The organism is Paenarthrobacter nitroguajacolicus (genome assembly GCF_007786235.1).
Classification (GTDB): Bacteria; Actinomycetota; Actinomycetes; order Actinomycetales; family Micrococcaceae; genus Arthrobacter; species Arthrobacter nitroguajacolicus_A.
In genome coordinates this window covers 11,503-33,958 of the sequence record NZ_VNFK01000001.1, presented here as the reverse complement: position 1 = coordinate 33,958, position 22,456 = coordinate 11,503, and the positions used below count along the sequence as shown (strand labels likewise).

The following is a 22,456-nucleotide window of genomic DNA, read 5'->3' as shown; positions in this document are numbered from 1 at the left end:
GCGGAGGAATTCAGTGCGCTTGCTCACATGACCATCATGCCCCAGGTGGCCGCAGGAGCGGGTGTTGGATGGGGGCTGTGGTGCGTCGGGGGACTGGTTGCGGGTGGTCAAGTCGCGAAGCACGCAATGGTCATGGCAAACTAGATTCTTGTGTGTGCATCCCGGTGACCCGGGAAACCTTCAGGCCCTGCCGTCTGGGGGTGTGAATCATGCACGGTCCGCTCTGGTGTAATGGCAGCACCCCGGCCTTTGGAGCCGTGGAGTATAGGTTCGAATCCTATGGGCGGAACGGTCGGAAAATGCGCTCCACTCTGTACCTGGCAACGGTTGAAACGGTCCCTGGGTCCATTGATGGATGGCAGTATTCCGAAGCCGGGTTACCCGGGACATACCGAGCAAGGAGAGCCAGTACGTGAGCCCCGAATCCACCGGTCCCGCAGCGGTCATTGTTTTGGCTGCAGGCGCTGGAACGCGCATGAAGTCCCGGACCCCCAAGATTCTCCACGAAATCGGCGGACGCTCCATGGTGGGCCACGCTCTCCTCGCAGCCCGGTCCATCAATCCGTTGAAGCTGGCTCTGGTTGTCCGCCACGAGCGCGACCGGGTGGCCGAGCATGTCACGGCCCTGGACCCGGAAGCACTGATCGTTGACCAGGACGAGGTCCCCGGCACCGGGCGTGCGGTCCAGGTCGCCCTCAACGCGTTGGACGCCGGCGCGGAACTTTCCGGCACCGTGGTTGTTACGTACGGCGATGTCCCGCTGCTGACGGGCGATCTGCTCCTCGAGCTCGTCACCACCCACGAGGCTGAGGGCAACGCCGTCACGGTGCTCACCGCCGTCCTGGATGACGCCACCGGATATGGCCGGATTCTCCGCGCCGAAGACGGCACCGTCACGGGCATCCGCGAGCACAAGGACGCGAGCGAGGCTGAGCGAACCATCCGCGAGGTCAACTCCGGCATTTACGCCTTCGACGCTGCGGTGCTCCGGACCGCGCTGGCGAAGGTGACCACCGATAACGCCCAGGGTGAGATGTACCTGACGGACGTCCTCGGATTGGCGCGCGACGCTGCCGGCCGGGTTGCCGCCGTCGTGACTGAAGACCGCTGGCAGGTTGAAGGCGCCAACGACCGCATCCAGTTGTCGGCCCTCGGCGCCGAACACAACCGGCGCATCATCGAATCCTGGATGCGTGCCGGTGTGACCGTGGTGGACCCTTCCACCACCTGGATCGACTCCACCGTCACCCTTGACGAAGATGTCCGTTTGCTGCCCAACACCCAACTGCACGGTTCAACCACGGTGGCGCGCGACGCCGTCGTGGGTCCGGACACCACGCTGACCGACGTCAACGTGGGCGAGGGCGCCAAGGTGACCCGCACCCACGGTTCCGGTTCCACGATTGGTGCCAAGGCGAGCGTCGGCCCCTTCACGTACCTCCGCCCGGGCACTGTGCTGGGCGAGACCGGCAAGATCGGCGCGTTCTACGAGACCAAGAACGTCACCATCGGCCGCGGTTCCAAGCTCTCCCACCTGGGCTATGCCGGTGACGCCGAAATCGGTGAGGACACCAATATTGGTTGCGGCAACATCACAGCGAACTACGACGGCGAGAAGAAGCACCGTACGGTGATCGGCTCAGGCGTCCGCACCGGTTCCAACACGGTCTTCGTGGCTCCCGTCACCGTGGGCGACGGCGCTTACAGCGGTGCCGGGGCCGTCATCCGCAAGGATGTTCCCGCAGGTGCCCTCGCCCTCAGCCTGGCCGCGCAGCGGAACGTCGAAAGTTGGGTTACGGCCAACCGCCCGGGCACCGCTTCGGCGAAGCTGGCCGAGGCCGCACAGGAACTGGCCTCCGCCTCCACATCCTCACAATCCCCGGCAACCACAGAAGAGGGCAAATAGGCATGAGCGAAATTACCGCACACGGAGAGAAGAAGTTGATTCTCGCCGCCGGACGGGCGCATCCGGAGCTGGCGCAGGAAATCGCGAAGGAGCTGGAGACCGAGCTCCTGCCCATCGACGCCTACGACTTCGCCAATGGGGAAATCTATGTCCGTTCGGCCGAGAGCGTGCGAGGCACCGATGCCTTCGTCATCCAAGCCCACCCGGCCCCGCTGAATAACTGGCTCATGGAGCAGTTGATCATGATCGACTCGCTCAAGCGCGCCTCTGCCAAGAGGATCACGGTTGTTTCCCCGTTCTACCCGTACTCCCGCCAGGACAAGAAGGGCCGTGGCCGCGAGCCGATCTCCGCCCGCCTCGTCGCGGACCTCTACAAGACGGCCGGCGCGGACCGCATCATGTCCGTGGACCTCCACACCTCGCAGATCCAGGGCTTCTTCGATGGCCCGGTTGACCACTTGATGGCTATCCCGCTGCTGGCCGACTACATCCGCACCAAGGTTGAAGCCGACAACATCACGGTGGTTTCCCCTGACACCGGACGTGTCCGGGTTGCCGAGCAGTGGGCTGAGCGCCTGGGCGGTGCCCCGCTGGCGTTCGTGCACAAGAGCCGCGACCTCACCGTGCCCAACCAGGCTGTCTCCAAGACGGTCGTGGGCCAGGTTGAAGGCCGCACGTGTGTTCTGATCGACGACATGATCGATACCGGTGGAACCATCTCCGGCGCCGTCCAGGTGCTGAAGAACGCTGGTGCCAAGGACGTCATCATTGCCTGCACGCACGCCGTCTTCTCCGATCCCGCAGCCCAGCGCCTCGCCGATTCGGGTGCCCGCGAAGTTGTGGTCACCAATACCCTGCCGATCCCGGCCGAGAAGCGCTTCCCGTCACTGACGGTGTTGTCGATCGCGCCGCTGATCGCCCGCGCCATCCGTGAAGTGTTCGACGACGGTTCGGTCACCAGCTTGTTCGACGGCAAAGCTTAGCCTCGGACTACTGAAGCGGAACGGGCCATCCGTCGCCTCCGGGCGTGCGGGTGGCCCGTTTTTTCATGCCCGTTTTCAGAAAGCGGACGTTCCGCTGCTAAACTCTTGGGGATACCTTGGCGAGGGAGAGCACATCCGGTCCGCATCAGTGGACCAGGGTTGCGGGTCTCCGTTATCGACTGGGTCTGCATCTCCTTCAACACAGGCGGAACGGTTGCTTAGCGGCCGCCCTCAGCCGGGCGTAGAAGGTCTCCAGACCTCCGCCCTTGCTGATAGACCAGCCCGGACTTCTCCGGGTGCCACAGTAATCAAGGAGTACACATGTCTGAGCAGAAGCTCACCGCAGAACTGCGCACCGAATTCGGCAAGGGTTTCGCCCGTCGCGCACGCATGGCCGGCCAGATCCCGGCTGTCATCTACGGCCACGGCGCAGAGCCGATCCACATCAACCTGCCGGGCCGCGCCACCACGCTGGCAGTTCGCGTTTCCAACGCCCTGCTCGCCATTGACGTCGACGGCGAGCAGCACCTGACGCTCGTCAAGGACATCCAGCGCGATCCCGTAAAGCAGATCATCGAGCACGTTGACCTCCAGACCGTGAAGGCCGGCGAGAAGGTTACCGTCGACATCGCCATCCACGTTTCCGGTGAAGTTGCTCCGGGTGCTGTTGCCAGCCTCGAAGCCACCACGGTTTCCCTCGAAGCCGAGGCAACCCACGTGCCCACCGCCGTCGAGGTCAACATCGAAGGCCGCAAGGCCGGCGAGAGCATCCACGCTTCCGACCTCGAGCTGCCGAAGGGTTCCACCCTGCTCACCGAAGGCGACACCCTGGTTGTCCGCATCGCTGAAGAGGCCGGCGCTGAAGAAGAAGAGACCACGGAAGCAGCTGCCGAGTAATCTTTTGATTGCTTGAGGCTGACGCCGTTGAGTGGCCGGGTCCCTTTCTGGGTCCCGGCCACTTTCCTTTGCCCCAGCCTCAAAGTCCCCGTTGGATCAACGAAGCCTCCCTAGGATGAGACCATGACTGACAGCTGGCTGATCGTCGGCCTTGGCAACCCCGGCAATGAATACAGCAACAACCGCCACAATGTGGGCCAGATGGTGCTGGATGAGTTGGCCTCCCGCATGGGCGGCAAATTCAAGGTCCATAAAGCACGCGCCCAAGTGGTGGAGGGCCGCCTGGGCATTGGGGGTCCCCGTGTGGTGCTGGCCAAGCCCATGACGTACATGAACGTCTCGGGTGGTCCCGTTGCAGGCCTGTGCAAGTTCTTCGATATTGCCCCGGATCACGTGATCGCTGTCCACGACGAGATCGACATCCCATTTAACACAGTCAAGCTAAAAATCGGCGGCGGCGAAGGCGGGCACAACGGCCTGCGGGACATCTCCAAAGCACTTGCCACCAAGGATTACCTGCGCGTTCGGGTGGGAGTCGGACGGCCTCCGGGACGCATGGAGACCGCGGACTACGTCCTCCGGGATTTCGCTGCAGCGGAGAAGAAGGAGCTGCCCTTCCTCCTGGATGAGGCGGCCGACGCCGTGGAACTGTTGATGGCACAGGGCCTGCTGGCCGCGCAGCAGAAACACCACCCCGCCAAAGCTTGAGCAAATCTTGAGGAAAGCCTGATCAAAGCCTGACGGTCCCGAGGACCCTAAGGCCTACAAAGTGTGGGCGCCCGACGGTAGTGTGCATGGTACGCAGGGTAAGCGGTGGGGGACTGTCGCGGATGTGTAGCTAAGGATGCAGATGTCGGCGGAGTTGCTAAACAGGAGCGGTGGAGGCGCAGCGAGGGCTGCGGCTCCTGATCTTGTGGGCGGCCCAACAGATCGGCAAACGTGGTCGCTTCTGGCCCGGAGCCATGATCTGTCCAAAGCGGGCAAGTACCTGGAGTCGCCGGAGTCCTACGGAGTAGTCCTTACCGGCGAACGGGGGATCGGCAAATCCGGCTTGGCGCGTGCCGTGGTGTCGTCGCTTGGTCCCAAAGTGCACAGCCTGCAACTGCGCAATACTGTAGCCGGTGGTCAAACCCCCTACGGATGCCTTGGGTTCCTGTTGGCCCGCTTGCCGTCCGAGGCAGTCAGTTCGCCCACCAACATCCTGCACGCCGTCACCAGTCTGATCAGGACTGAAGCCGCGGGCCGGGAGACGGTGTTCATCGTAGACAACGCCGGCGGCATGGACCCCATGAGCACCGGCGTACTGTTGAACCTCATGGCCACAGGCACCGCGAAGGTGGTAGCTACTGTCCAGCGTGCCAGCGACCTCCCCGCCGATTTCCACCGGCTGGTCCTTGAAGGGGAACTCGGCGAGGTCCACCTTAATACCCTCAGCGAGGAACAGACCAAGCAAGTACTTGGCTCGGTCCTCGGCCACTACGTCTCGTCAACGCTGGTGGGTTCACTGCACTCGGCCGTCGGCGGCAACCCCATGCTCCTGCACGCTCTTCTTGAGGAGCTGAGGCATTCGGGCAACCTGGTCCTGAACGACTCCGTCTGGACACTTCGGGACCGGATCAAACTTGAGGGCGCCACGGTGGTGGAGGACTTCGTCCGTTCCCGTTTGGCGCGGGAGCCGCAGGCCAACAGGACCGTCGTCGAAATCCTGGCGTGCGCGCAGCGGGCCACCCTCACGGAGCTCGCGGCCATCTTTGGCACCGAGGTTCTGGTGGACATGGAAGAATCGGCGCTGCTCACCGTTGATCGGTGCGGGGATCACTGGGTCTCGCTCCGGGACCCCTACGTTGGGGAGGTAGTCCGGGGCTGGCTGAGCACCCGCCGCATGCGGGAATTACGGCTGATGCTGCACGGACCCGATGAGCCGGAGTTGGATGCCCTGGCTCCGCAGGACCTGCTGAGCTATGCAGCATGGATGCATGCCTCGGAGGACGAGCCCACGCCGTCGCCTGCCCATGCACTCGCGGCCGGTCGTGCGGCGTTGGATGACTATGACCCCACTTTCGCCATTCAGTGCACGCAGTCCCTGGATCAGAAAGACGGCGAATGGGTACCCGGGCAGCGCCTGAAGGCCGCCGCCTACCTCATGCTTGACTTGCCGCTGCACGCCGCGCAGGCGTTGGACGAGGTGTCCGAGCCGCAGATGGCCTCCTTGGACCCGATGGAGTTCGCCGAAGTCACTGCGGCAAAATGCCAGGCCATGACGTGGATAGACGGCCGGTCGGCCATGGTGCCGGGAGTGATCTCCGACGGACTGGAGGTGCTCGACGCCATGGACGGGGCCCACCCGGCAGAGACGATGACCAAGGCACGCAATCGTCTCCTTCTTTGCAGCTATGAGTACAACACCTACATGGGCGAGTACGCCTCCATGATCGACGCCTTGGAAGAGGAAGTGACCAAGGACCCGACCGAGGACCGCGAGCACTGGCTCAGGTCCTCTTTCTTCCTGATGGAGGCCCGCTGCATTTTGGGCAGGGAGCTTGAGGCGCAACAGCTTGCGCGGACAGTTTCGCGGCACTTGGGGGATGCGGACCGGCCGGCGCAGATGGAGGAAGCCTTCGCCAGGCATGCTTTCCTGGTCCTGTTGTTGTCGGGACAATGGCGGAAATGCATCGAACTCATGCGCCGTACGCCCTCGAGGTCATCACGCTTGCAGTACCGGGGCGCGCTGACTGAACTGGGTATAGGGCTGGCCTACGCCTACGCCGGCAAACCAGCCAGCGCACTTGAACCCCTGCGGTCGGCCGTTGCGCAGCTCGAATTGCGTCCGGCCATGAACATGAACAAGGTTGCCTACGCCGCTACCGCCTTCGCCTACGCCCAATTGGGCAATGCCGTTGAGGCAGGCCGGTATCTGGACCTCTACCGGACCTGCAGGGGAGTGGGTACGTATTTCTCCGAATCCGTTGCCGAGTTCTGTGCTGAGATGGCCGGACGGTGGATGGGCGATCGGGAAGTGAAGCAGCGACTCATGGTCCGGGTCCGCAGCGACATGGACAAGCAGCGTTTCACCACCGCGGGGATTTGCCTCTTCGGGGCCACCGTGGAAGGGACGGATGAGGAATACCGGCTGCTGGAAGAGATCGCCGGCCATCGCCAAGGGCAACTCGCCGAGATTTCAGGCAACCTCGCGCGCGGCGCACGGAACAAGAGCTCCCGGTCTCTGCTGGCCGCCGCTGATGCTGCAGCGGCCCTGGACCTGCTGGTGGTTGAAGCCAGGTGCGTGGCAATGGCACTGGACTTTGCCCGGGACGCCGGCGAGACCACGGCGGCCAGGACAGCCCAGCTCAGGCTGGAGCGGCTGGAGCATTCGGTCTCGGCGTTGCCCATCCAACCACGCAGCGATGCGCCGGTATTGACCGAGCGGGAACGCCAAATTGCTAAACTCGCGGGGAAGGGTGTCAGCAATCGTGAAATCGCGATGGATATTGGGGTGTCTGTGCGAACTGTGGAGGGCCATCTGTACCAGGTGTTCACCAAGCTGGGTGTTTCGTCTCGAGGCGAGCTCAATGGGCTCCTATGAGGCTGTACCCGCTACATCCGTAAAGCCGGCGCGGGTTGCCCATGCGGGCTGAGCACCTTGTAGGCCGGGATGCCGAACTGGACCTGGCCACGGAGATACTGCGACAGGAAGGCGCGGGGGCCGTTCTCCTGTTGGCGGACCCCGGCATCGGCAAAACTGCATTGGCGGCCGAAATTGCTGCCCGCCTGGCAGGAGAGATGGTGGTGATGCGGGTCCATGGCAGCCCCGCTTTGTCCACTGTGCCCTATGGGGTGTTGGCGCCCTATTTGTTGGACCTCCCTGTGGAGCAAGCGACGTCGCCTGTTGCCATCCTCCGGGAGTTCTGGTCCCAATTCGAGAAGCGGCGGGGCGGGGAAGGTGCGCGCCTGCTGTTGATCGTGGACGACGCCCACGATCTCGATGAAGGCAGCACCCAGATCCTGGCGGAGCTGGTGACGGCTGGCTGGGCGCGGCTGGTGGCCACCAGCAGGCCGAGGCCCGGCCTGCCCCCGGCCTTGCTTCAGCTGTGGTACGACGGACTGGCGGAGCGGTTGGAGCTCCACCCGCTGGACAAGGAAACTGTCACCGAGCTCGCGGAGAAGACCCTTGGCGGGACGGTAATGGCCAGCGTCGCCGACGTCCTGCATTCTGTGTCCGAGGGAAATCCCTTGCTGCTTCGTTGCCTTCTGGACGACTCGAGGGCGGACGGGAACCTGGTCCGTCGTAACGGAGTGTGGTTCTTGACCCGAGCCTTGTCCGGCAGCGGCGAAGGTTTGGCGGAAGTAGTGCGGAACAGGGTCCTCCGGACCAGTGAGGCTGAGCGGGAGGCGTTGTACGTCATTGCCTTATCCGAGCCCGTTCCTGCAGCCGTGCTGGACACGCAGGTAGGCAGGGACACGGTACGGGCATTGATGGACAGCCGGCTGGTGCTCTCTACCAACGGACCGGGCAGTCCCCTCAAAATGTGGCACCCCATGTACAGCGAAGCTCTACGCCAAATTGTTTCGCCTGCCCGGAGCCTGCAGATCCGCCAACGCATGGTGGCGCATTTGCTTGCAGAGCCGCCAACAGCTGAGGGACTCCTCCGAAGGGTGAGCTGGGCACTGGACTGCGGTGCCGACGTCGACGATGAACAACTGCTGCAGGCAGCGTTCCTGGCCGCCAAGCTGCTCCAGAATCCCTTGGCGATGGCCGCCGCCGGCAAGGTCCGCTCGGACGCACTGCGGCCCCGCGCCCGCGCCGTCATGGCCATGGTCAAGTACAACGACGGCGACTTCCGCAGTGCAGTGCGGCTGCTCGAGGAAGACTCCGTGTTCCTGGACGCCGACCCGTCCGGCCCAGTAGGAGCGGGCTTGTTATGGGCGGCTGCGCGGTCGGCTTTAGGGGACTCGTCGGCGGACATAGCAGCCGATGCCCAGGCGGCAGCGTCTGCCTTGATTGGCAGCCGACCCACGACTGACCCCTTTGTCCGTCTTGTCAGCAGACACGCCCGGGCCATCGGGCTGCACGCCCTGGCCCACGAGGGCCATTATGACGATCTCCGCAAGGGCCTGGAACGGTTTGCGGAGGGCTCCGGTACTGATGACTCGGACAACGTCATGAGCCGCGTCTTCCTGCTGGCCATGCAGTGCGAGCTCCAGACAGTCGAGGGCCAGGCCGTGCAAGCGCTCGAAGCAGGCCGGGAAGCCTTGGCCCTGCTGGATGAGACCGGCAACGACCTCCTGTATTTTCCGGATTTCGTGCTGGTCCGTTACGCGCTGGCCGCCTTGGAGTCGGGCGACTGGGTAGCCGCCGGTGACGCACTGGACCGGTATGCTGCCAGCTCGGCCATGGGACTTATCGTCTTTGGCGGTGACATCGAGACGCTGCGAGGCTTGTCGCTGTTGCGGCAGGGGCGCCTGGAGCAGGCCACTGCCTTGCTGACGCCTGCCGTCGAGGCGCTCAGCGTCAAGGACCCGCAACGGCTTCGACGCTTGGGCAACTCCCTGGCGTTCTACGCCGCGGCCAAGTCCGGCGCCCTGGACCTGGCTCAGCGTCTTGCCGGCGAGCAGGACGTGGATGCAGCCGGGGGAGCCTACATCGACGCCCTCGCGGAGCTCTATACGCTGGCGGGCAAGGAGCTCCTGGATAAAGGGGCAGGTTTGCCGAAGCTTCGGGACCTCCCGGAATCCGTCCCCGTGCATGCCTTGCCGGGTGTGTTGCTCCAGAACTTGGTCCTTCGGGCGGAGCTTGGAGACCTGGAGTCCATGGAGTCCATCAAGGAAACGGCATCGTCCATGGCCGGAGCCTGGGCAGCGGGCTGGCAGTCGCTGGCTGCGGCACAGTTGGGCGGCGCGGGCCAAGGCTTCGTGAACGCGGGCAACCTGTTGGCTGCTGCCGGAATGCCTGGTCCCGCAGCGGTCGCCTTCGACAAGGCTGCCGTCACGTTCGACGCCGAAGGCAAGCGCCCGGAGGCCCGGCAGGCTGCGGTTCTCCGGGATGTCAGTGAGGCAAGCCTGGGCGACGCCTTGGTCCATGACCCACAGGCGGACGCCGATCGATCCGTGGCGCTAACCCGACGCGAACAGGACATCGTGGCGTTGGCGGTGTCAGGACTGACCGACCGGCAAATCGCCGAGAAGCTCATGGTCTCGGTGCGCACCGTGGAAGGCCACTTGTACCGCAGCTACGCAAAGCTGGGTATCCGCCGGCGTGAAGATCTCGGAGCCGCTGTCCGTCATTGACGGTGCCGGCTTTTGAGTACCTGCAACACCTCCTTGGGCCACTTGTTCCCGGAATCCTGCGGGATTTAACCATTCACTGGAGTAATGCGCGGGTGTTACGCCACCAAACCAAGTAGTGCCCCGTCCGGGGACTGAGTACAACAAAGTATCGGGGCCCCAAAAGCCACCAACTATTCGAGTACCAACTACTGATGTACGCCGTTCGCCACCCCGGCAGTATTGATCTTGGAAGAACGGTTCAGCCCCAAGCATCCCCGGGATTCCGAAAGTCGCATCATCCGCATCGGTGGTCTCTTTGAGCCGATGCACCGGCCACCGCAAGGTGGTTCGGCCCTGGACGAAGCCGGCGGCGACAGAGTCTTCTGAGACCGAGACTCTCCCCCCAGCCGCCGCCGGCTTCTAGGCCAGGGACCCCGCGAATCGCGGAAATCCAAACTTCCCGGACCAAGGGACTGCTGCTATTGGAGTGTGCATGTTGCCGGATCCCTGGCTGGACGAAGACACCGTCACAGTCGGGCTGAGGCCATCACCGTTCCCGGACCGGACGCAGTTGCTGGAGATTATCCTTTCCGCAGTACCGTCACCCACCACCAGCGGCATCGTAGTGGCAGGAGACAGAGGATCCGGAAAGAGCCACCTGTTGCTGTCCGTCAAAGCCGGTCTTCCCGACACCATGGATGTCCGCTCGTTCGCCGGGACGCCGGAACTCAAGGAAATCCGTTACGGTGCCTTGGGCGCGGTTTCCGATCCCGACGGCGATGGGACAATGCCGCCGGGACTTCACGTCCTCCGCGCCCTGACCAGTACCTTGGGCGAAGCCGGATACCGTTACGTACCAGTTCCGGGACGACGCCGGAACAAGCGCACCGCGCAACAGGCGCGGCCCCCGCTGGTCCTGTTGGTGGACGACATCCACAACCTGGATCCGGAATCGTTGGCAATCCTGCTCCAGCTCATTCCCGGCTTCGGGGCAACGCTGGTGGCCACCGCCGACAGCCACCAACCCCTCCCTCAGGACCTCTACCAGCTCTGGGAGGATGGTTTCCTGGAGCAGTACCTGCTTCCACCGTTCACGTTCAGCGAGGCACACGCCTTGTGTGAGGCCCTGCTTGGAGGGAAGGTCCAACGGCGCACCAGCAGCCTCTTCGCAGCCATGAGCGGCTTCAACGTGGGGTTGCTGTGCCTCGCCCTCGACGACGCCCGCGGCGCCCGGCTCCTGGTACAGCGGGACGGCTTCTGGACCATCGATGTCAGGGCACACTGTGATTGGCCCGGCGTGGTTTCGCAGGTCAGGGCCGACAACGCCTCCAGACCACCGGAAGAACGCCAGGCACTAGAACTCATCGCGCTCGCAGAGCCTGTGTCCCTTGAGGTGGTGGAGCGCCACTTTGGCCAGCGGGCCGTTGAGCAGCTTCTGGCCAACCACCACATCAGGTTGCTGGCCGGCCGGACACCGCTGGTCCGCACGAGTTCCTGGCTGCGGGGGGAAGCCACCCGTCTCTCCGTACCGCAAGCCACCAGTCGTGCCCTGCGACTGGGAGTCGAAGGGCCGGTGCTCACCCGCGAAACAGCGCCCGCGATGCTGCGATGGGTGACGTGGACACTCGACTCCGGCCTGACCCTCTCCGATGAGCTTCTCCTGGCCGTGGCGCCCGCTGCCGACAGGCCATCAACCGCCGACCTGGCCATGAGGGCTGCCGCAGCGGTGACGGAGCCGGGCCGCCGGGACGAGGCCAGGTTGCTTAAGGCCAGGGCGTTGGTGGCCGAAGGCCAACTCCGAGAAGCTGCTCCGGAACTGAGGGAATTGGCAACCGCCGGCAAGTCCCCGGATGTGCAAGCCGACGCCGCGCACCGCCTCCTGGCGTTGGGGCTCCTGGGCGCGGCTCCACTTGGCGCCACCGCCGGCGGGAATCCTGCCGACCCGTCGTCCATGCTGGTCCTGGATGTCATGGAGGCCGAACATCTGTTGGTCTCCGGTGCCGCTCCCGAGGCGTTGCAGAGGTCCTCGGCGGCGATGTCGGCGATCGGTGCAGACCCCGCCCTGGAGATGTTCCGGCCCGGGGCGCTGTTGCGACACGTCGTGTGCCTGCGGAACAACCTGCAATGGACCCAGGTTGATTCGCTGTTGGAGTGTCCTGCGGCGTACGCCCTGCCCCTGCACATGGCTGTGTGTTTGGATGTCGCCCGTGGATACGCCCAGCTGAGCCAAGGACTTCCGCGGGCAGCACGCGGAACGCTGGAACCCGCACTGGCAGAACTGTCCGACGCCGGCCTGCCGCCGGTATTCTCGCTGGCTGCGGCCATGCTGGCCTACTCAGAAGCGCTGTGCGGCAACGCAGTGCAAGCCATGGAGAGGGTCCAGCAGAGCCTGGCGGCTACGGCCCTCGTATACCCGGCTCCGGATCCGGCGGAACTGCTGCCCCAGCTCAGCGCCCTGTACATCGCAGCGGCCCAGGACCAAGCGTCCGGTAAGCCGTACCACCTGATCGAGCTGGCAGATCGCTTCCATGCACAGGGCGGCACGCTGATGGAGGCTGAGGCATTGTCCCTCCTGACGCTCAACCAAAGCAGCGCCGCCGTCGACGATCTTGTGATCCTGCGCCGTCTTGCGGGCCTGGCGACAGGCATCCACGGTGCACGTGGCGCATCGTTGGCGGCCTTTGCGTCAGCCGTGCGCGACAACGAGCCGAAGTCGCTGGAGGCGGCAGGACGGAGCTTGTCAGCAGACCGGCAGTTCGCCCATGCGGCCCTGTGTTTTTCAAGGGCGGCCACTGGGTATGAGGTAAGGACCCGCAGTGCAGCGAGTCGTCGGGCAGCGTTGCTTGTTGAGCGGCTGCGCAATGCTTTAGACAGCGAGGTGGTTCCGCCGCTGGGATGGGTGCCGGGGAAGGCTGGCAGTTGACGTGCTGTACGGCACACCGCCCGTTGGGGCCCTCCGTGGGATAATTAGGAGTCCCTGAAGGATTTCCAAGGAGCGCCCCTTGACTGCCGTATCAACTCCCGCCTCACTGCAACAGTCCGTGTATGCCATGGACAACGCGGAGGTGTTGCGGATCCGGAACGATTTCCCGGTGCTGGACCAGCTGGTCAATGGCAAACCCTTGATCTACCTCGACTCCGGCGCCACGTCGCAGAACCCGCTCAGTGTTATCGAAGCCGAGCAGGAGTTCTACGAGCAACGCAACGCCGCCGTGCATCGCGGTGCCCACCACCTGGCCGTGGAAGCCACGGAAGTCTTCGAGGACGCGCGCCAAACCGTAGCTGACTTCGTGGGTGCGCAGTACGAGGAAACCGTCTGGACCTCCAACGCCACCGAGGGCCTCAACCTGATCAGTTACGCACTCTCCAACGCGGCACTGTGGGCCGCGCAAGGAAGGGGAAGTTCCGCGCTGAACGCGCTGGCTATTGGTCCCGGCGACGAGATCGTGGTCACGGAGATGGAACACCATGCCAACCTGATCCCTTGGCAGGAACTCGCCTTCCGGACAGGTGCCACACTCAAGTACATCCCCATCACGGACGACGGCTCCCTGCGGCTCGACGCCGCAGCGGACATCGTGGGGGAGCGGACCAAACTCCTGGCTTTCACGCACGCATCGAACGTTCTGGGCACCATCAACCCCGTGGCTGAACTTGTGGCCCTTGCCCGCCGTGTGGGCGCCCTGGTGGTTCTGGACGCCTGCCAGTCGGTTCCGCATATGGCCGTCAACGTCAAGGAACTGGATGTCGACTTCGCTGTGTTCTCAGGGCACAAGATGCTGGCGCCAACGGGGGTCGGCGTGCTGTACGGCAAGCAGGAGCTCCTGGATGTCTTGCCTCCGTTCCTGACGGGCGGTTCCATGATCACTACCGTCACCATGGAGAGGGCTGAGTACCTGCCCGCGCCACAGCGCTTTGAAGCCGGAACGCAGCGCATTTCGCAGGCCGTGGCCTTGGCAACGGCTGTGAACTACCTGGCGGAGACCGGCATCGACCGCATCCACGCCTGGGAAGCCACGCTGGGACAGCGACTGGTGAAGGGTCTGGAGAGCATCGACGGCATCCGCGTTGTCGGTCCCGCAGCCGGGTCCGAACGGATCGGCCTGGCGGCGTTCGACGTTGCCGGTGTCCACGCCCACGACGTCGGGCAGTTCCTCGACGACCGTGGCATCGCCGTTCGCGTTGGGCACCACTGTGCCCAACCGCTTCACCGCCGCCTGGGGCTTACGGCAACCACCCGGGCCAGCACGTATCTCTACAACACGACGGACGACGTCGATGCTTTCCTTGACGCCGTCTCCGGCGTGCGGGCCTACTTCCAGGCCTGATATCAGGCACCTTTTGGCCGGACAGCCGGCCACCGACGAATTTTCTCAGAACGGGCACCAAGCATCATGAGTCTTGACCAGCTGTACCAGCAGATCATCCTGGACCACTCCAAGCAGCGGCACGGCAGCGGGCTCGCTGAAACTGCTGCTCCCGCAGGGGCGGCCACCGGCCAATCACACCAGCTGAACCCGGTTTGTGGGGACGAAGTCACTCTGCGGCTGGCTGTGTCGGACGGAACTGTCCAGCAGATCAGCTGGGACGGTGCCGGCTGCTCCATCTCGATGGCCTCGGCCTCAGTGCTCAGCGAGCTGGGTGAGGGAATGTCCGTGGAAGAACTGCACTCCGTGATCGACAACTTCCGCGAGGTTCTCCGATCACGGGGAAAGGTCCAGGCCGACCCGGAAATCCTCGGTGACGCCGCAGCGTTCGAGGGAGTGGCCCGTTATGCGGCCCGCGTCAAGTGCGCCATGATTTCATGGGTGGCCGCCGAAGACGCTCTCAACCAGGCAACCGCCTAGGCGCTTCGAAGCACCCCAGGATCAGCTGCGGGCAAAGACGTCAGGCACGCCGTCGCCGTCGTCGTCCCGTTCTTCGTCTGCCTGCACCTGGCGGTACCGCCGGTTACGGGCCTTGAGTACGACGGCGGCCAGCAGCGCCGAGATCAGGGAACCTGCCAGGATGGCCACTTTGGCGTGATCGTTATGCCCGGAGCCGGCGCCGAAACTCAGCTCGCCGATCAGCAGCGAGACGGTGAAGCCGATGCCGGCCAGGAGGGCCAGCCCGAAGAGGTCGATCCAGGCAATACCGGAATCCAAGCTGGCGCGCGTGGTTTTGGTGACCAGGAACGTGGTGCCGAAGACGCCCACGGCTTTGCCCACCACCAACGCCGCCACAATGCCCAGCGCCACCGGATCCCGCAGAGCAGCGCCCATCCCATCGAATCCGCCCAGGGCAACTCCCGCGGAGAAGAATGCAAAGACGGGAACGGCAAACCCTGCCGAGAACGGGCGCAGGCGGTGCTCAAAGTGCTCAGCCAGACCCTCAGCCGGTTCACCCCTCTTACCGCTGGCGAAGACCGGCACGGCGAAGCCCAGCAGGACCCCGGCTACGGTGGCGTGGATCCCGGAGGCGTGGACAAAGCCCCACGTCGCCAGGGCCAGCGGCACCAGGAGGTACCAGCTGCGGACCCGCTTCTGGACAAGGAACGTGAAGAGGGCCAGCGGAACGAGCGCGGCCAGCAGCATGAGCGGCTGGAGCCCCGTGGAGTAGAAGAAGGCGATGATGCCGATGGCGATGAGGTCGTCCACCACGGCAAGGGTCAGGAGGAACGTACGGAGCGCGGCGGGGAGGTGGGTGTTGATGACGGCAAGCACGGCCAGGGCGAAGGCAATGTCCGTGGCCGTGGGGATGGCCCAGCCCTTGAGGGTTTCGGGTGACCCTAGGTTGAAGAGGACGAAGATGAGTGCCGGCACCACCACGCCGCCGATGGCCGCGGCCACGGGGACAACGGCCCGGGCTGGTTTGCGAAGCTCGCCTGCCACGAATTCCCGTTTGAGCTCAAGCCCAGCGAGGAAGAAGAACACCGCCAGCAAGCCGTCTGAGGCCCAATGGCCAAGGCTGAGCTCAAGGTGCCAAGGTTCATAGCCGATTTTGACGTCGCGGAGGGCGAAGTAGCCGTCGGCCGCGGGGGAGTTGGCCCAGATGAGGGCCACCACCGTCGCTGCGAGGAGAAGTGCGCCGCCGACGGTTTCCGTACGAAGGATCGACAGGATTCGCTTGTACTCCGGGTAACTGGAGCGGGTGAAGACCTTGCTGGAGGGCGTTTTGGCGGAGGGTGTTTTGGGCGAACCGGGAGGCAGCTGGGCCACGGAGGGCTCCTAACAGTGAGTGGTCATGGGCGGGTACAGCAAATACACGCCGACCAGACTTCCCGGCACACCACTGTCCATCTTACCCAAGTAGCTGGCAGTAGTGGTTGTTCTGAGGCCTCAGAACAACCACTACTGCCAGCTACTTGGGTGAACTTAGGCGACGAGGCCCGCGATCCCGATGGCCGCCGTCGCGAGTCCCAGCACCATGGAAATGGTGACCAGCACGACGTGGACCGTGAGGAACTTGGTGGCCTTGCCTGCTGCATCGCGGGCGCGGGGATCCTTCATGACGCGCTTGAGGAACTGCGGCCAGACAACCAAGGACCACACGCCGGCAACGATCAGGACAACCGCCAGGATTCCGGGGATCTGCATATTAGTGGCTTTCGAGCCAGGCCTGCGCCTGCTGCGACTGGATGTTCAGTGCCTTGCCGACCATGGGCTCCGCTGCGTCGGCGATCTTGCCGCCGAGGAACGGAACTGAGGAAGACACCGTGCCTTCGAGTTCGATCCGGGTGCTGGCGCCGTCGGCCACGAGACGCTGGACAGCGGTCACGTCCAGCGGAGCGCCCGAAATCTTGAGGGCAATGTTGCTGGAGCGGGAGCCATCAGCGGCAGGGGCTTCCCACTGCTCCTTCTGGGTCACCGTCAGGGTTTCGCCGACGAACTTGCGGGCAATATCCGGCAGGCGGGTGGTGGGCAGCGTACGAACGGTGGTGGTGCTGAAGGCACCGGCGGTGTCGCCGTCGATCGTGAACGATTCCAGGGAGCCGCCCACCAGTTCGCTCGTGTGACGCAGGAATTCCTCGTCGACAAATACGGCCGCAACGCGGTCGACGCTGTGCGGCAGGGTGGTGGATGCACTCAGGGCCATGGGTCCTCCGTGGATGGTGGTGATGAAGCTGTTTTAGCTCCCAACATCCTACGGGTTGTCCGTGGCCACCCCCGAACCCTGCCGTTGCTCCGCCTCCTGGAGCGCCATGGCGGCTGCCGAAATGTTCCGGGCCATCGACGGGAAGATCACCCCATGGAACGGGTAGACGCCCAGCCAGTAAAGCCTTCCTGCCAAGCCTCGGGGGAAAAAGATGGCGCGCTGCTTGTACAGGCTGCCGCCGCCGTCGGGCTCTACCGCCAACTCAAGCCAGGCGCCGCCGGGGGCCCGCATTTCCGCCCGCAGGCGCAGCAGGTGTCCGCGGTCAATGGCTTCAACCCGCCACCAATCCACCACTTCGCCGGTGTTCAGCGTCTTGGGGTGCCTGCGGCCGCGCAGCAGCCCGGCGCCGCCCTGCAGTTTGTCCAGCCAGCCGCGCACCCGCCACGCCAAAGGCAGCGAGTACCAGCCGTTCTTGCCGCCGATGCCCTCGATGATGGTCCACACATGCTCCGGCTTGGCCTCGCTGTGGAAGGTCCTCTCGTCGAGGAACACCTTGTAGCCGGCCCAGTCGGGGTCGCTCGGAAGGGGATCGGCGTCGACGCCGGCGGTCGCCCAGGTGGTCTCCACCTGCCCATCCCTTTCCTTGCCAAGCGCCAGGGCGACGGCTCGCCGGTAAGGCGTCAGGCCGCCGTCGGGCTGCTGAAAGTAGCGGTCGACGTCGTGCTCCCGCGACACCGCGTCGTGCTGCAGTGACTGCACCAACGGCAGGGACATGGACAGGGGAATGGGAGTCACCAGAGCCACCCATAAACCGGCGAGCTTGGGAGCCGGCACAGGAAGTGCGATGACCAACCGCCGGGGCAGACCACGCTCCACGGCATACTCGTTCATCATGTCCTTGTACTTCAGAACATCGCGCGAACCGATATCAAAGGAGCGGTTCAACTTCTCGGGGAGCGCGGCGGCCGCAACGAGGTAGTGCAGGACGTCGCGGACAGCGATGGCCTCGATCCTGTTATTAACCCAGCTGGGCGCCGGCATCACGGGAAGGGTGTCTGCGAGGTGCCGGATCATCTCAAAGGAAGCAGACCCGGACCCGATCACCACGCCGGCCTGGAAGACTATCGAGTCCACGGGGGATTCAAGGAACACCCGGCCCACGGTCTCTCGTGAACGCATGTGCGTGGAAAGCTCAGTGTCTTCCGGGTGCAGGCCGCCCAGATAGACGATCCTGTCCACACCCGCCTCTGTCGCGGCCTCGGCCACGAGCCGGGCCATGGCTTCTTCCTTGGCCTCGAAGCCACTGCCCGAGGCCATGGAGTGCACCAGGTAATACAGGACGTCCACGTCGTTCAGCGCCTGGGTGAGGCTGCCGGCGTCGGACAGGCTGTTCTCGACGATCTCAACATCATCATGCCAGGGAACATCGGCAATCTTCTGCGGAGTGCGGACCAAGACCTTGACCTTGTGCCCGGCTTCGAGGAGCCGGGGGACCAAACGGCCACCGATGTAACCGGTGGCGCCGGTGACCAGCACTGTCCTGGTGTCCTGCGTGGTGTTGGAATGCGTGGCTTCCGAAGGCTGCAAAGGAACTCCTGTGGCTGGGGGTAGAGGTAGGCTGGAATGACCCGGCATTCATCTGAATTTCCGGGCATTTGTGTTGCCTGCCCTTGGACCCACCCTAGGAGTTTCTGCCATGAGCCTCAACGGTCTGCGCCGCGCACTGGCGGAGGACAAGACTTTCGCGCGCGTTCGTACGGAGGCGCAGCGGTCCTTCAGCGACCGGAACGCCGACTACCAGATCAGCGCCCCCACAGGGATGCGTGCGGTGTTGCTCGCCGAAATGGCAGATGCCTTGGCTGGCGCCGGCGCCGATGGCGCGGGAGCGCCGGTAGTCCTGGCCGTCACCGCCACCGGCCGCGAAGCCGAAGACCTCACCGCGGCGCTCTGCTCCTACCTGCCCTCCGATTCGGTGGCCACCTTCCCCAGTTGGGAAACCCTCCCGCACGAGCGCCTCTCGCCGCGTTCGGACACGGTGGGCCGCCGCCTTTCCGTCCTGCGGCGCCTGACCCACCCGGAAACCTCGACGGCGGCCCCGTTGCGCGTGGTGGTGGCCCCGGTTCGCGCTGTGGTCCAGCCCATTGTGGCCGGCTTGGGCGACCTTGTTCCGGTGACGCTGCAGGTGGGCCAGGAACGCTCCTTCACCGAGGTTGTCCGTGCCCTGTCCGACGCCGCCTACGCGCGCGTTGATATGGTGACCCACCGCGGCGAATTCGCGGTCCGCGGCGGCATCCTCGATGTCTTCCCGCCTACCGAGGACCACCCCATCCGGGTGGAATTCTTCGGCGACGAGGTAGACCAGATGCGCTGGTTCGCCGTCGCAGACCAGCGCTCGCTGTCCGCCCCCGGCGTTCACCACCCCACAGAACTGCATGCCCCTCCGTGCCGGGAAATCCTGATCACTCCCTCGGTGATGTCGCGTGCCTCGAAGCTGAAGGCCGACATGCCTGCCGCGGCCGACATGCTGGAGAAAATCGCCGGCGGCATTGCTGTTGAAGGCATGGAATCCCTGGCCCCGGTCCTGGTGGATGCAATGGTCCCGTTCGTGGACCAGCTCCCGGCCGGTTCGCTGTCCGTGGTCATCGAACCGGAGAAGGTGCGCACCCGCGCGCACGACCTCGCCGCCACCAACGAAGAGTTCCTTGAGGCTGCTTGGTCAACAGCGTCCGACGGCGGCGCGGCGCCCCTCGATTTGTCGTCACAGGCCTCCACGGACTTGCACGCCGCCAGTTTCCGTTCCCTGACCGACACCCGCTCGGCAGCGCTGGAACACGGCGTGTCCTGGTGGTCCATCACCTCGCTCGCAACCGACGAGGACCTGGTCCTGGACATCGATGTCCTCAACATGCGTGCCCGCGAACCACGTGGCTACCAGGGTGACGTTGCCGAAATGCTGGAATTCATTGGCTCACGCGTCCGCGAGCAGTGGCGTGTGGTGGTGGTGACCGACGGTCCAGGGCCAGCGCAGCGCTTAGCCGAGCTGTTCCACGACGCAGACATTCCTTGTTCCCGCGTGGAATCGCTCGATAAGGAACCCCAACCAGGCATCATCGAGGTGACCACCGCCGCCGTCGGGCGTGGTTTTGTCCTGGACGGCCTCAAGCTGGGCTTGTTGACCGAAGCCGATCTGCTGGGTCGTGCCACCGCGAGTTCCACCAAGGACATGCGGCGCATGCCGTCCAAACGGCGGAACGCCGTGGACCCACTGCAACTGCACGCAGGCGACTTCGTGGTGCACGAACAGCATGGCATCGGCCGGTTCGTGGAGCTGATCCAGCGCAAGGTGGCCGGTACGTCGTCGTCGGACGCCGGTTTGCGCGAGTACCTGGTACTGGAGTACGCGGCGTCCAAACGCGGCGCTCCTGGGGACCGGCTTTTCGTACCGACCGACCAACTGGACCAGGTGACCCGCTACGTCGGTGGAGATACCCCCGCCCTCAGCAAGATGGGCGGCGCGGACTGGGCCAGCACCAAGTCCAAAGCACGCAAGGCCGTCAAGGAAATCGCCGGGGAGCTGATCCGGCTCTATTCCGCCCGCATGGCATCCCGTGGCCACGCCTTCGCACCCGACACCCCGTGGCAGCGCGAGCTCGAAGAAGCATTCCCCTATGTGGAAACGCCGGACCAGTTGACGACCATCAACGAGGTCAAGGCCGACATGGAGCGTGAAATCCCCATGGACCGGCTGGTATCCGGCGACGTGGGCTACGGCAAGACCGAAATCGCGGTCCGGGCTGCCTTCAAAGCTGTCCAGGACGGAAAACAAGTAGCAGTCCTGGTGCCCACAACCCTCCTTGCGCAGCAGCACTACGAGACGTTCACCGAGCGCTTCTCCGGGTTCCCCCTGCGTGTCAAGCCGCTTTCAAGGTTCCAGAGCAGCAAGGAAGCCAAGGAAACGGCCGAAGGCGTCAAAAGCGGCGCCGTCGATGTGGTGATCGGTACGCACCGGCTTTTGTCCAAGGACTTCGAGTTCAAAGACCTCGGCCTGGTGATCGTGGATGAGGAACAGCGCTTTGGCGTGGAACACAAGGAAGCGCTCAAGAAGATGCGCACCAACGTGGATGTCCTGGCGATGAGTGCTACGCCGATCCCACGAACCTTGGAAATGTCCCTCACCGGAATTCGGGAAACATCCACGCTGGCCACCCCTCCGGAGGAACGCCACCCGGTGCTGACCTATGTAGGTCCGTACACCAACAAGCAGACCTCGGCGGCGATCCGCCGTGAGCTCATGCGCGAGGGGCAGGTGTTCTTTGTTCACAACCGGGTGTCCTCAATTGAACGTATTGCCGCGCAGATCCGTGAACTGGTCCCCGAAGCCCGGGTGGAAGTGGCGCACGGCCAAATGTCCGAGAGCCGCCTGGAGAAGATCATCGTGGACTTCTGGGAGAAACGCTTCGACGTGCTAGTCTGCACCACCATCATTGAGACAGGCTTGGACATCTCCAACGCCAACACGTTGATTGTGGACGGGGCCGACAAGTATGGATTGTCGCAGCTGCACCAGCTCCGAGGCCGAGTAGGCCGTGGCCGTGAGCGCGCCTACGCCTACTTCCTCTACCCCTCGGAAAAGCCGCTGGGCGAGGTGGCACTGGAACGCCTCAAGGCGGTGGCAGCGCACAACGAGCTCGGCGCCGGCATGCAGCTGGCCATGAAGGACCTCGAAATCCGGGGTGCAGGAAACCTGCTGGGCGGAGAGCAGTCCGGTCACATCCAAGGTGTCGGGTTCGACCTCTACATCCGTTTGGTGGGCGAGGCTGTAGCCGAGTATCGCGGCGAAGCCGAAGAAAAAGCCGCGGAGATGAAGATCGAACTGCCGGTCAACGCGCACCTGCCGCACGACTACGTCCCCGGGGAGAGGTTGCGTCTGGAGGCCTACCGCAAGCTGGCTGCCGCCGTTACCTACGAAGCCATCGACGAAGTCCTCGCAGAACTGGTGGACCGCTACGGGGAGCCACCGCTGCCCGCCCAGAACCTCATAGCCGTGGCGCGCTTCCGGGTGGGTGCCCGCGAAGCCGGCCTGTCCGACGTCGCGCTCCAAGGCAACTTCATCCGCTTCTCGCCCGCGCAACTGCCCGAATCCAAAACCATGCGCCTGAACCGCATGTACCCGGGTTCGCAGGTTAAGCCAGCGCTGGATGCCGTGTTGATCCCCAAGCCCAAGACGGCCCGGATCGGCGGACGCGACCTCCAGGACGCCGAGATCCTGCAGTGGGCGAACAACGTCATCGAAGCGATTTTCGCTGAAGTCCCCGTAAAGGCGGGCTAACCG

14 protein-coding genes and 1 tRNA gene are annotated in these 22,456 nt (G+C 64.4%); 11 read left to right on the top strand and 4 right to left on the bottom strand.

From position 1 onward, the window contains the following. Positions 1 to 217 precede the first annotated feature (217 nt). From FQP90_RS00125 to sufU, 10 genes are all read left to right on the top strand, one after another. Positions 218 to 289: transfer RNA gene (locus FQP90_RS00125), tRNA-Gln, on the top strand. A gap of 123 nt (positions 290 to 412) precedes the next feature. Next, positions 413 to 1,906, top strand: a complete 1,494-nt coding sequence (gene glmU / locus FQP90_RS00120; RefSeq protein WP_144647492.1) for a bifunctional UDP-N-acetylglucosamine diphosphorylase/glucosamine-1-phosphate N-acetyltransferase GlmU — start codon at positions 413 to 415, stop codon at positions 1,904 to 1,906. A gap of 2 nt (positions 1,907 to 1,908) precedes the next feature. After that, positions 1,909 to 2,889, top strand: a complete 981-nt coding sequence (locus tag FQP90_RS00115; RefSeq protein WP_011774071.1) for a ribose-phosphate diphosphokinase — start codon at positions 1,909 to 1,911, stop codon at positions 2,887 to 2,889. A 321-nt stretch (positions 2,890 to 3,210) separates the two neighbouring features. After that, positions 3,211 to 3,786, top strand: coding sequence for a 50S ribosomal protein L25/general stress protein Ctc (locus FQP90_RS00110; RefSeq protein WP_144647490.1), 576 nt, complete (start codon positions 3,211 to 3,213; stop codon positions 3,784 to 3,786). 123 nt (positions 3,787 to 3,909) lie between these two features. Continuing rightward, positions 3,910 to 4,494: an aminoacyl-tRNA hydrolase gene (pth, locus tag FQP90_RS00105; protein ID WP_144647488.1), complete on the top strand. Its 585-nt coding sequence runs from the start codon at positions 3,910 to 3,912 to the stop codon at positions 4,492 to 4,494. Positions 4,495 to 4,636: 142 nt separating this feature from the next. Further along, a complete protein-coding gene (locus FQP90_RS00100) occupies positions 4,637 to 7,369 on the top strand; it encodes a helix-turn-helix transcriptional regulator (RefSeq protein WP_244296401.1) in 2,733 nt (910 codons plus the stop codon). A gap of 41 nt (positions 7,370 to 7,410) precedes the next feature. Continuing rightward, positions 7,411 to 10,071, top strand: a complete 2,661-nt coding sequence (locus FQP90_RS00095) for an AAA family ATPase (RefSeq protein WP_144647484.1) — start codon at positions 7,411 to 7,413, stop codon at positions 10,069 to 10,071. 472 nt (positions 10,072 to 10,543) lie between these two features. Then, complete coding sequence (locus tag FQP90_RS00090) at positions 10,544 to 12,973, top strand: ATP-binding protein (RefSeq protein WP_144647482.1); 2,430 nt, start codon at positions 10,544 to 10,546, stop codon at positions 12,971 to 12,973. 79 nt (positions 12,974 to 13,052) lie between these two features. Continuing rightward, positions 13,053 to 14,378 (top strand): cysteine desulfurase, encoded by a 1,326-nt coding sequence (locus FQP90_RS00085; protein ID WP_144647480.1) that lies wholly within the window; start codon positions 13,053 to 13,055, stop codon positions 14,376 to 14,378. A 66-nt stretch (positions 14,379 to 14,444) separates the two neighbouring features. After that, positions 14,445 to 14,897: a Fe-S cluster assembly sulfur transfer protein SufU gene (gene sufU / locus FQP90_RS00080; RefSeq protein ID WP_144647477.1), complete on the top strand. Its 453-nt coding sequence runs from the start codon at positions 14,445 to 14,447 to the stop codon at positions 14,895 to 14,897. A gap of 21 nt (positions 14,898 to 14,918) precedes the next feature. Here the strand turns inward: sufU and nhaA are convergent, their stop codons facing one another. From nhaA to FQP90_RS00060, 4 genes are all read right to left on the bottom strand, one after another. Next, a complete protein-coding gene (gene nhaA, locus FQP90_RS00075; RefSeq protein ID WP_144647475.1) occupies positions 14,919 to 16,247 on the bottom strand; it encodes a Na+/H+ antiporter NhaA in 1,329 nt (442 codons plus the stop codon). Positions 16,248 to 16,403: 156 nt separating this feature from the next. Next, positions 16,404 to 16,625 carry an SCO4848 family membrane protein gene (locus FQP90_RS00070; RefSeq protein ID WP_144647473.1) on the bottom strand — a complete coding sequence of 74 codons (222 nt, stop codon included), beginning with the start codon at positions 16,623 to 16,625 and terminating at the stop codon, positions 16,404 to 16,406. A gap of 1 nt (position 16,626) precedes the next feature. Next, positions 16,627 to 17,124 (bottom strand): DUF2505 domain-containing protein, encoded by a 498-nt coding sequence (locus FQP90_RS00065; protein ID WP_144647471.1) that lies wholly within the window; start codon positions 17,122 to 17,124, stop codon positions 16,627 to 16,629. Between the two features lie 48 nt (positions 17,125 to 17,172). Next, positions 17,173 to 18,759 carry an SDR family oxidoreductase gene (locus tag FQP90_RS00060; RefSeq protein WP_439898629.1) on the bottom strand — a complete coding sequence of 529 codons (1,587 nt, stop codon included), beginning with the start codon at positions 18,757 to 18,759 and terminating at the stop codon, positions 17,173 to 17,175. A 61-nt stretch (positions 18,760 to 18,820) separates the two neighbouring features. Between FQP90_RS00060 and mfd the strand changes: the two genes are divergently transcribed. After that, a complete protein-coding gene (gene mfd, locus FQP90_RS00055) occupies positions 18,821 to 22,453 on the top strand; it encodes a transcription-repair coupling factor (RefSeq protein ID WP_144647467.1) in 3,633 nt (1,210 codons plus the stop codon). Positions 22,454 to 22,456: the final 3 nt, after the last annotated feature.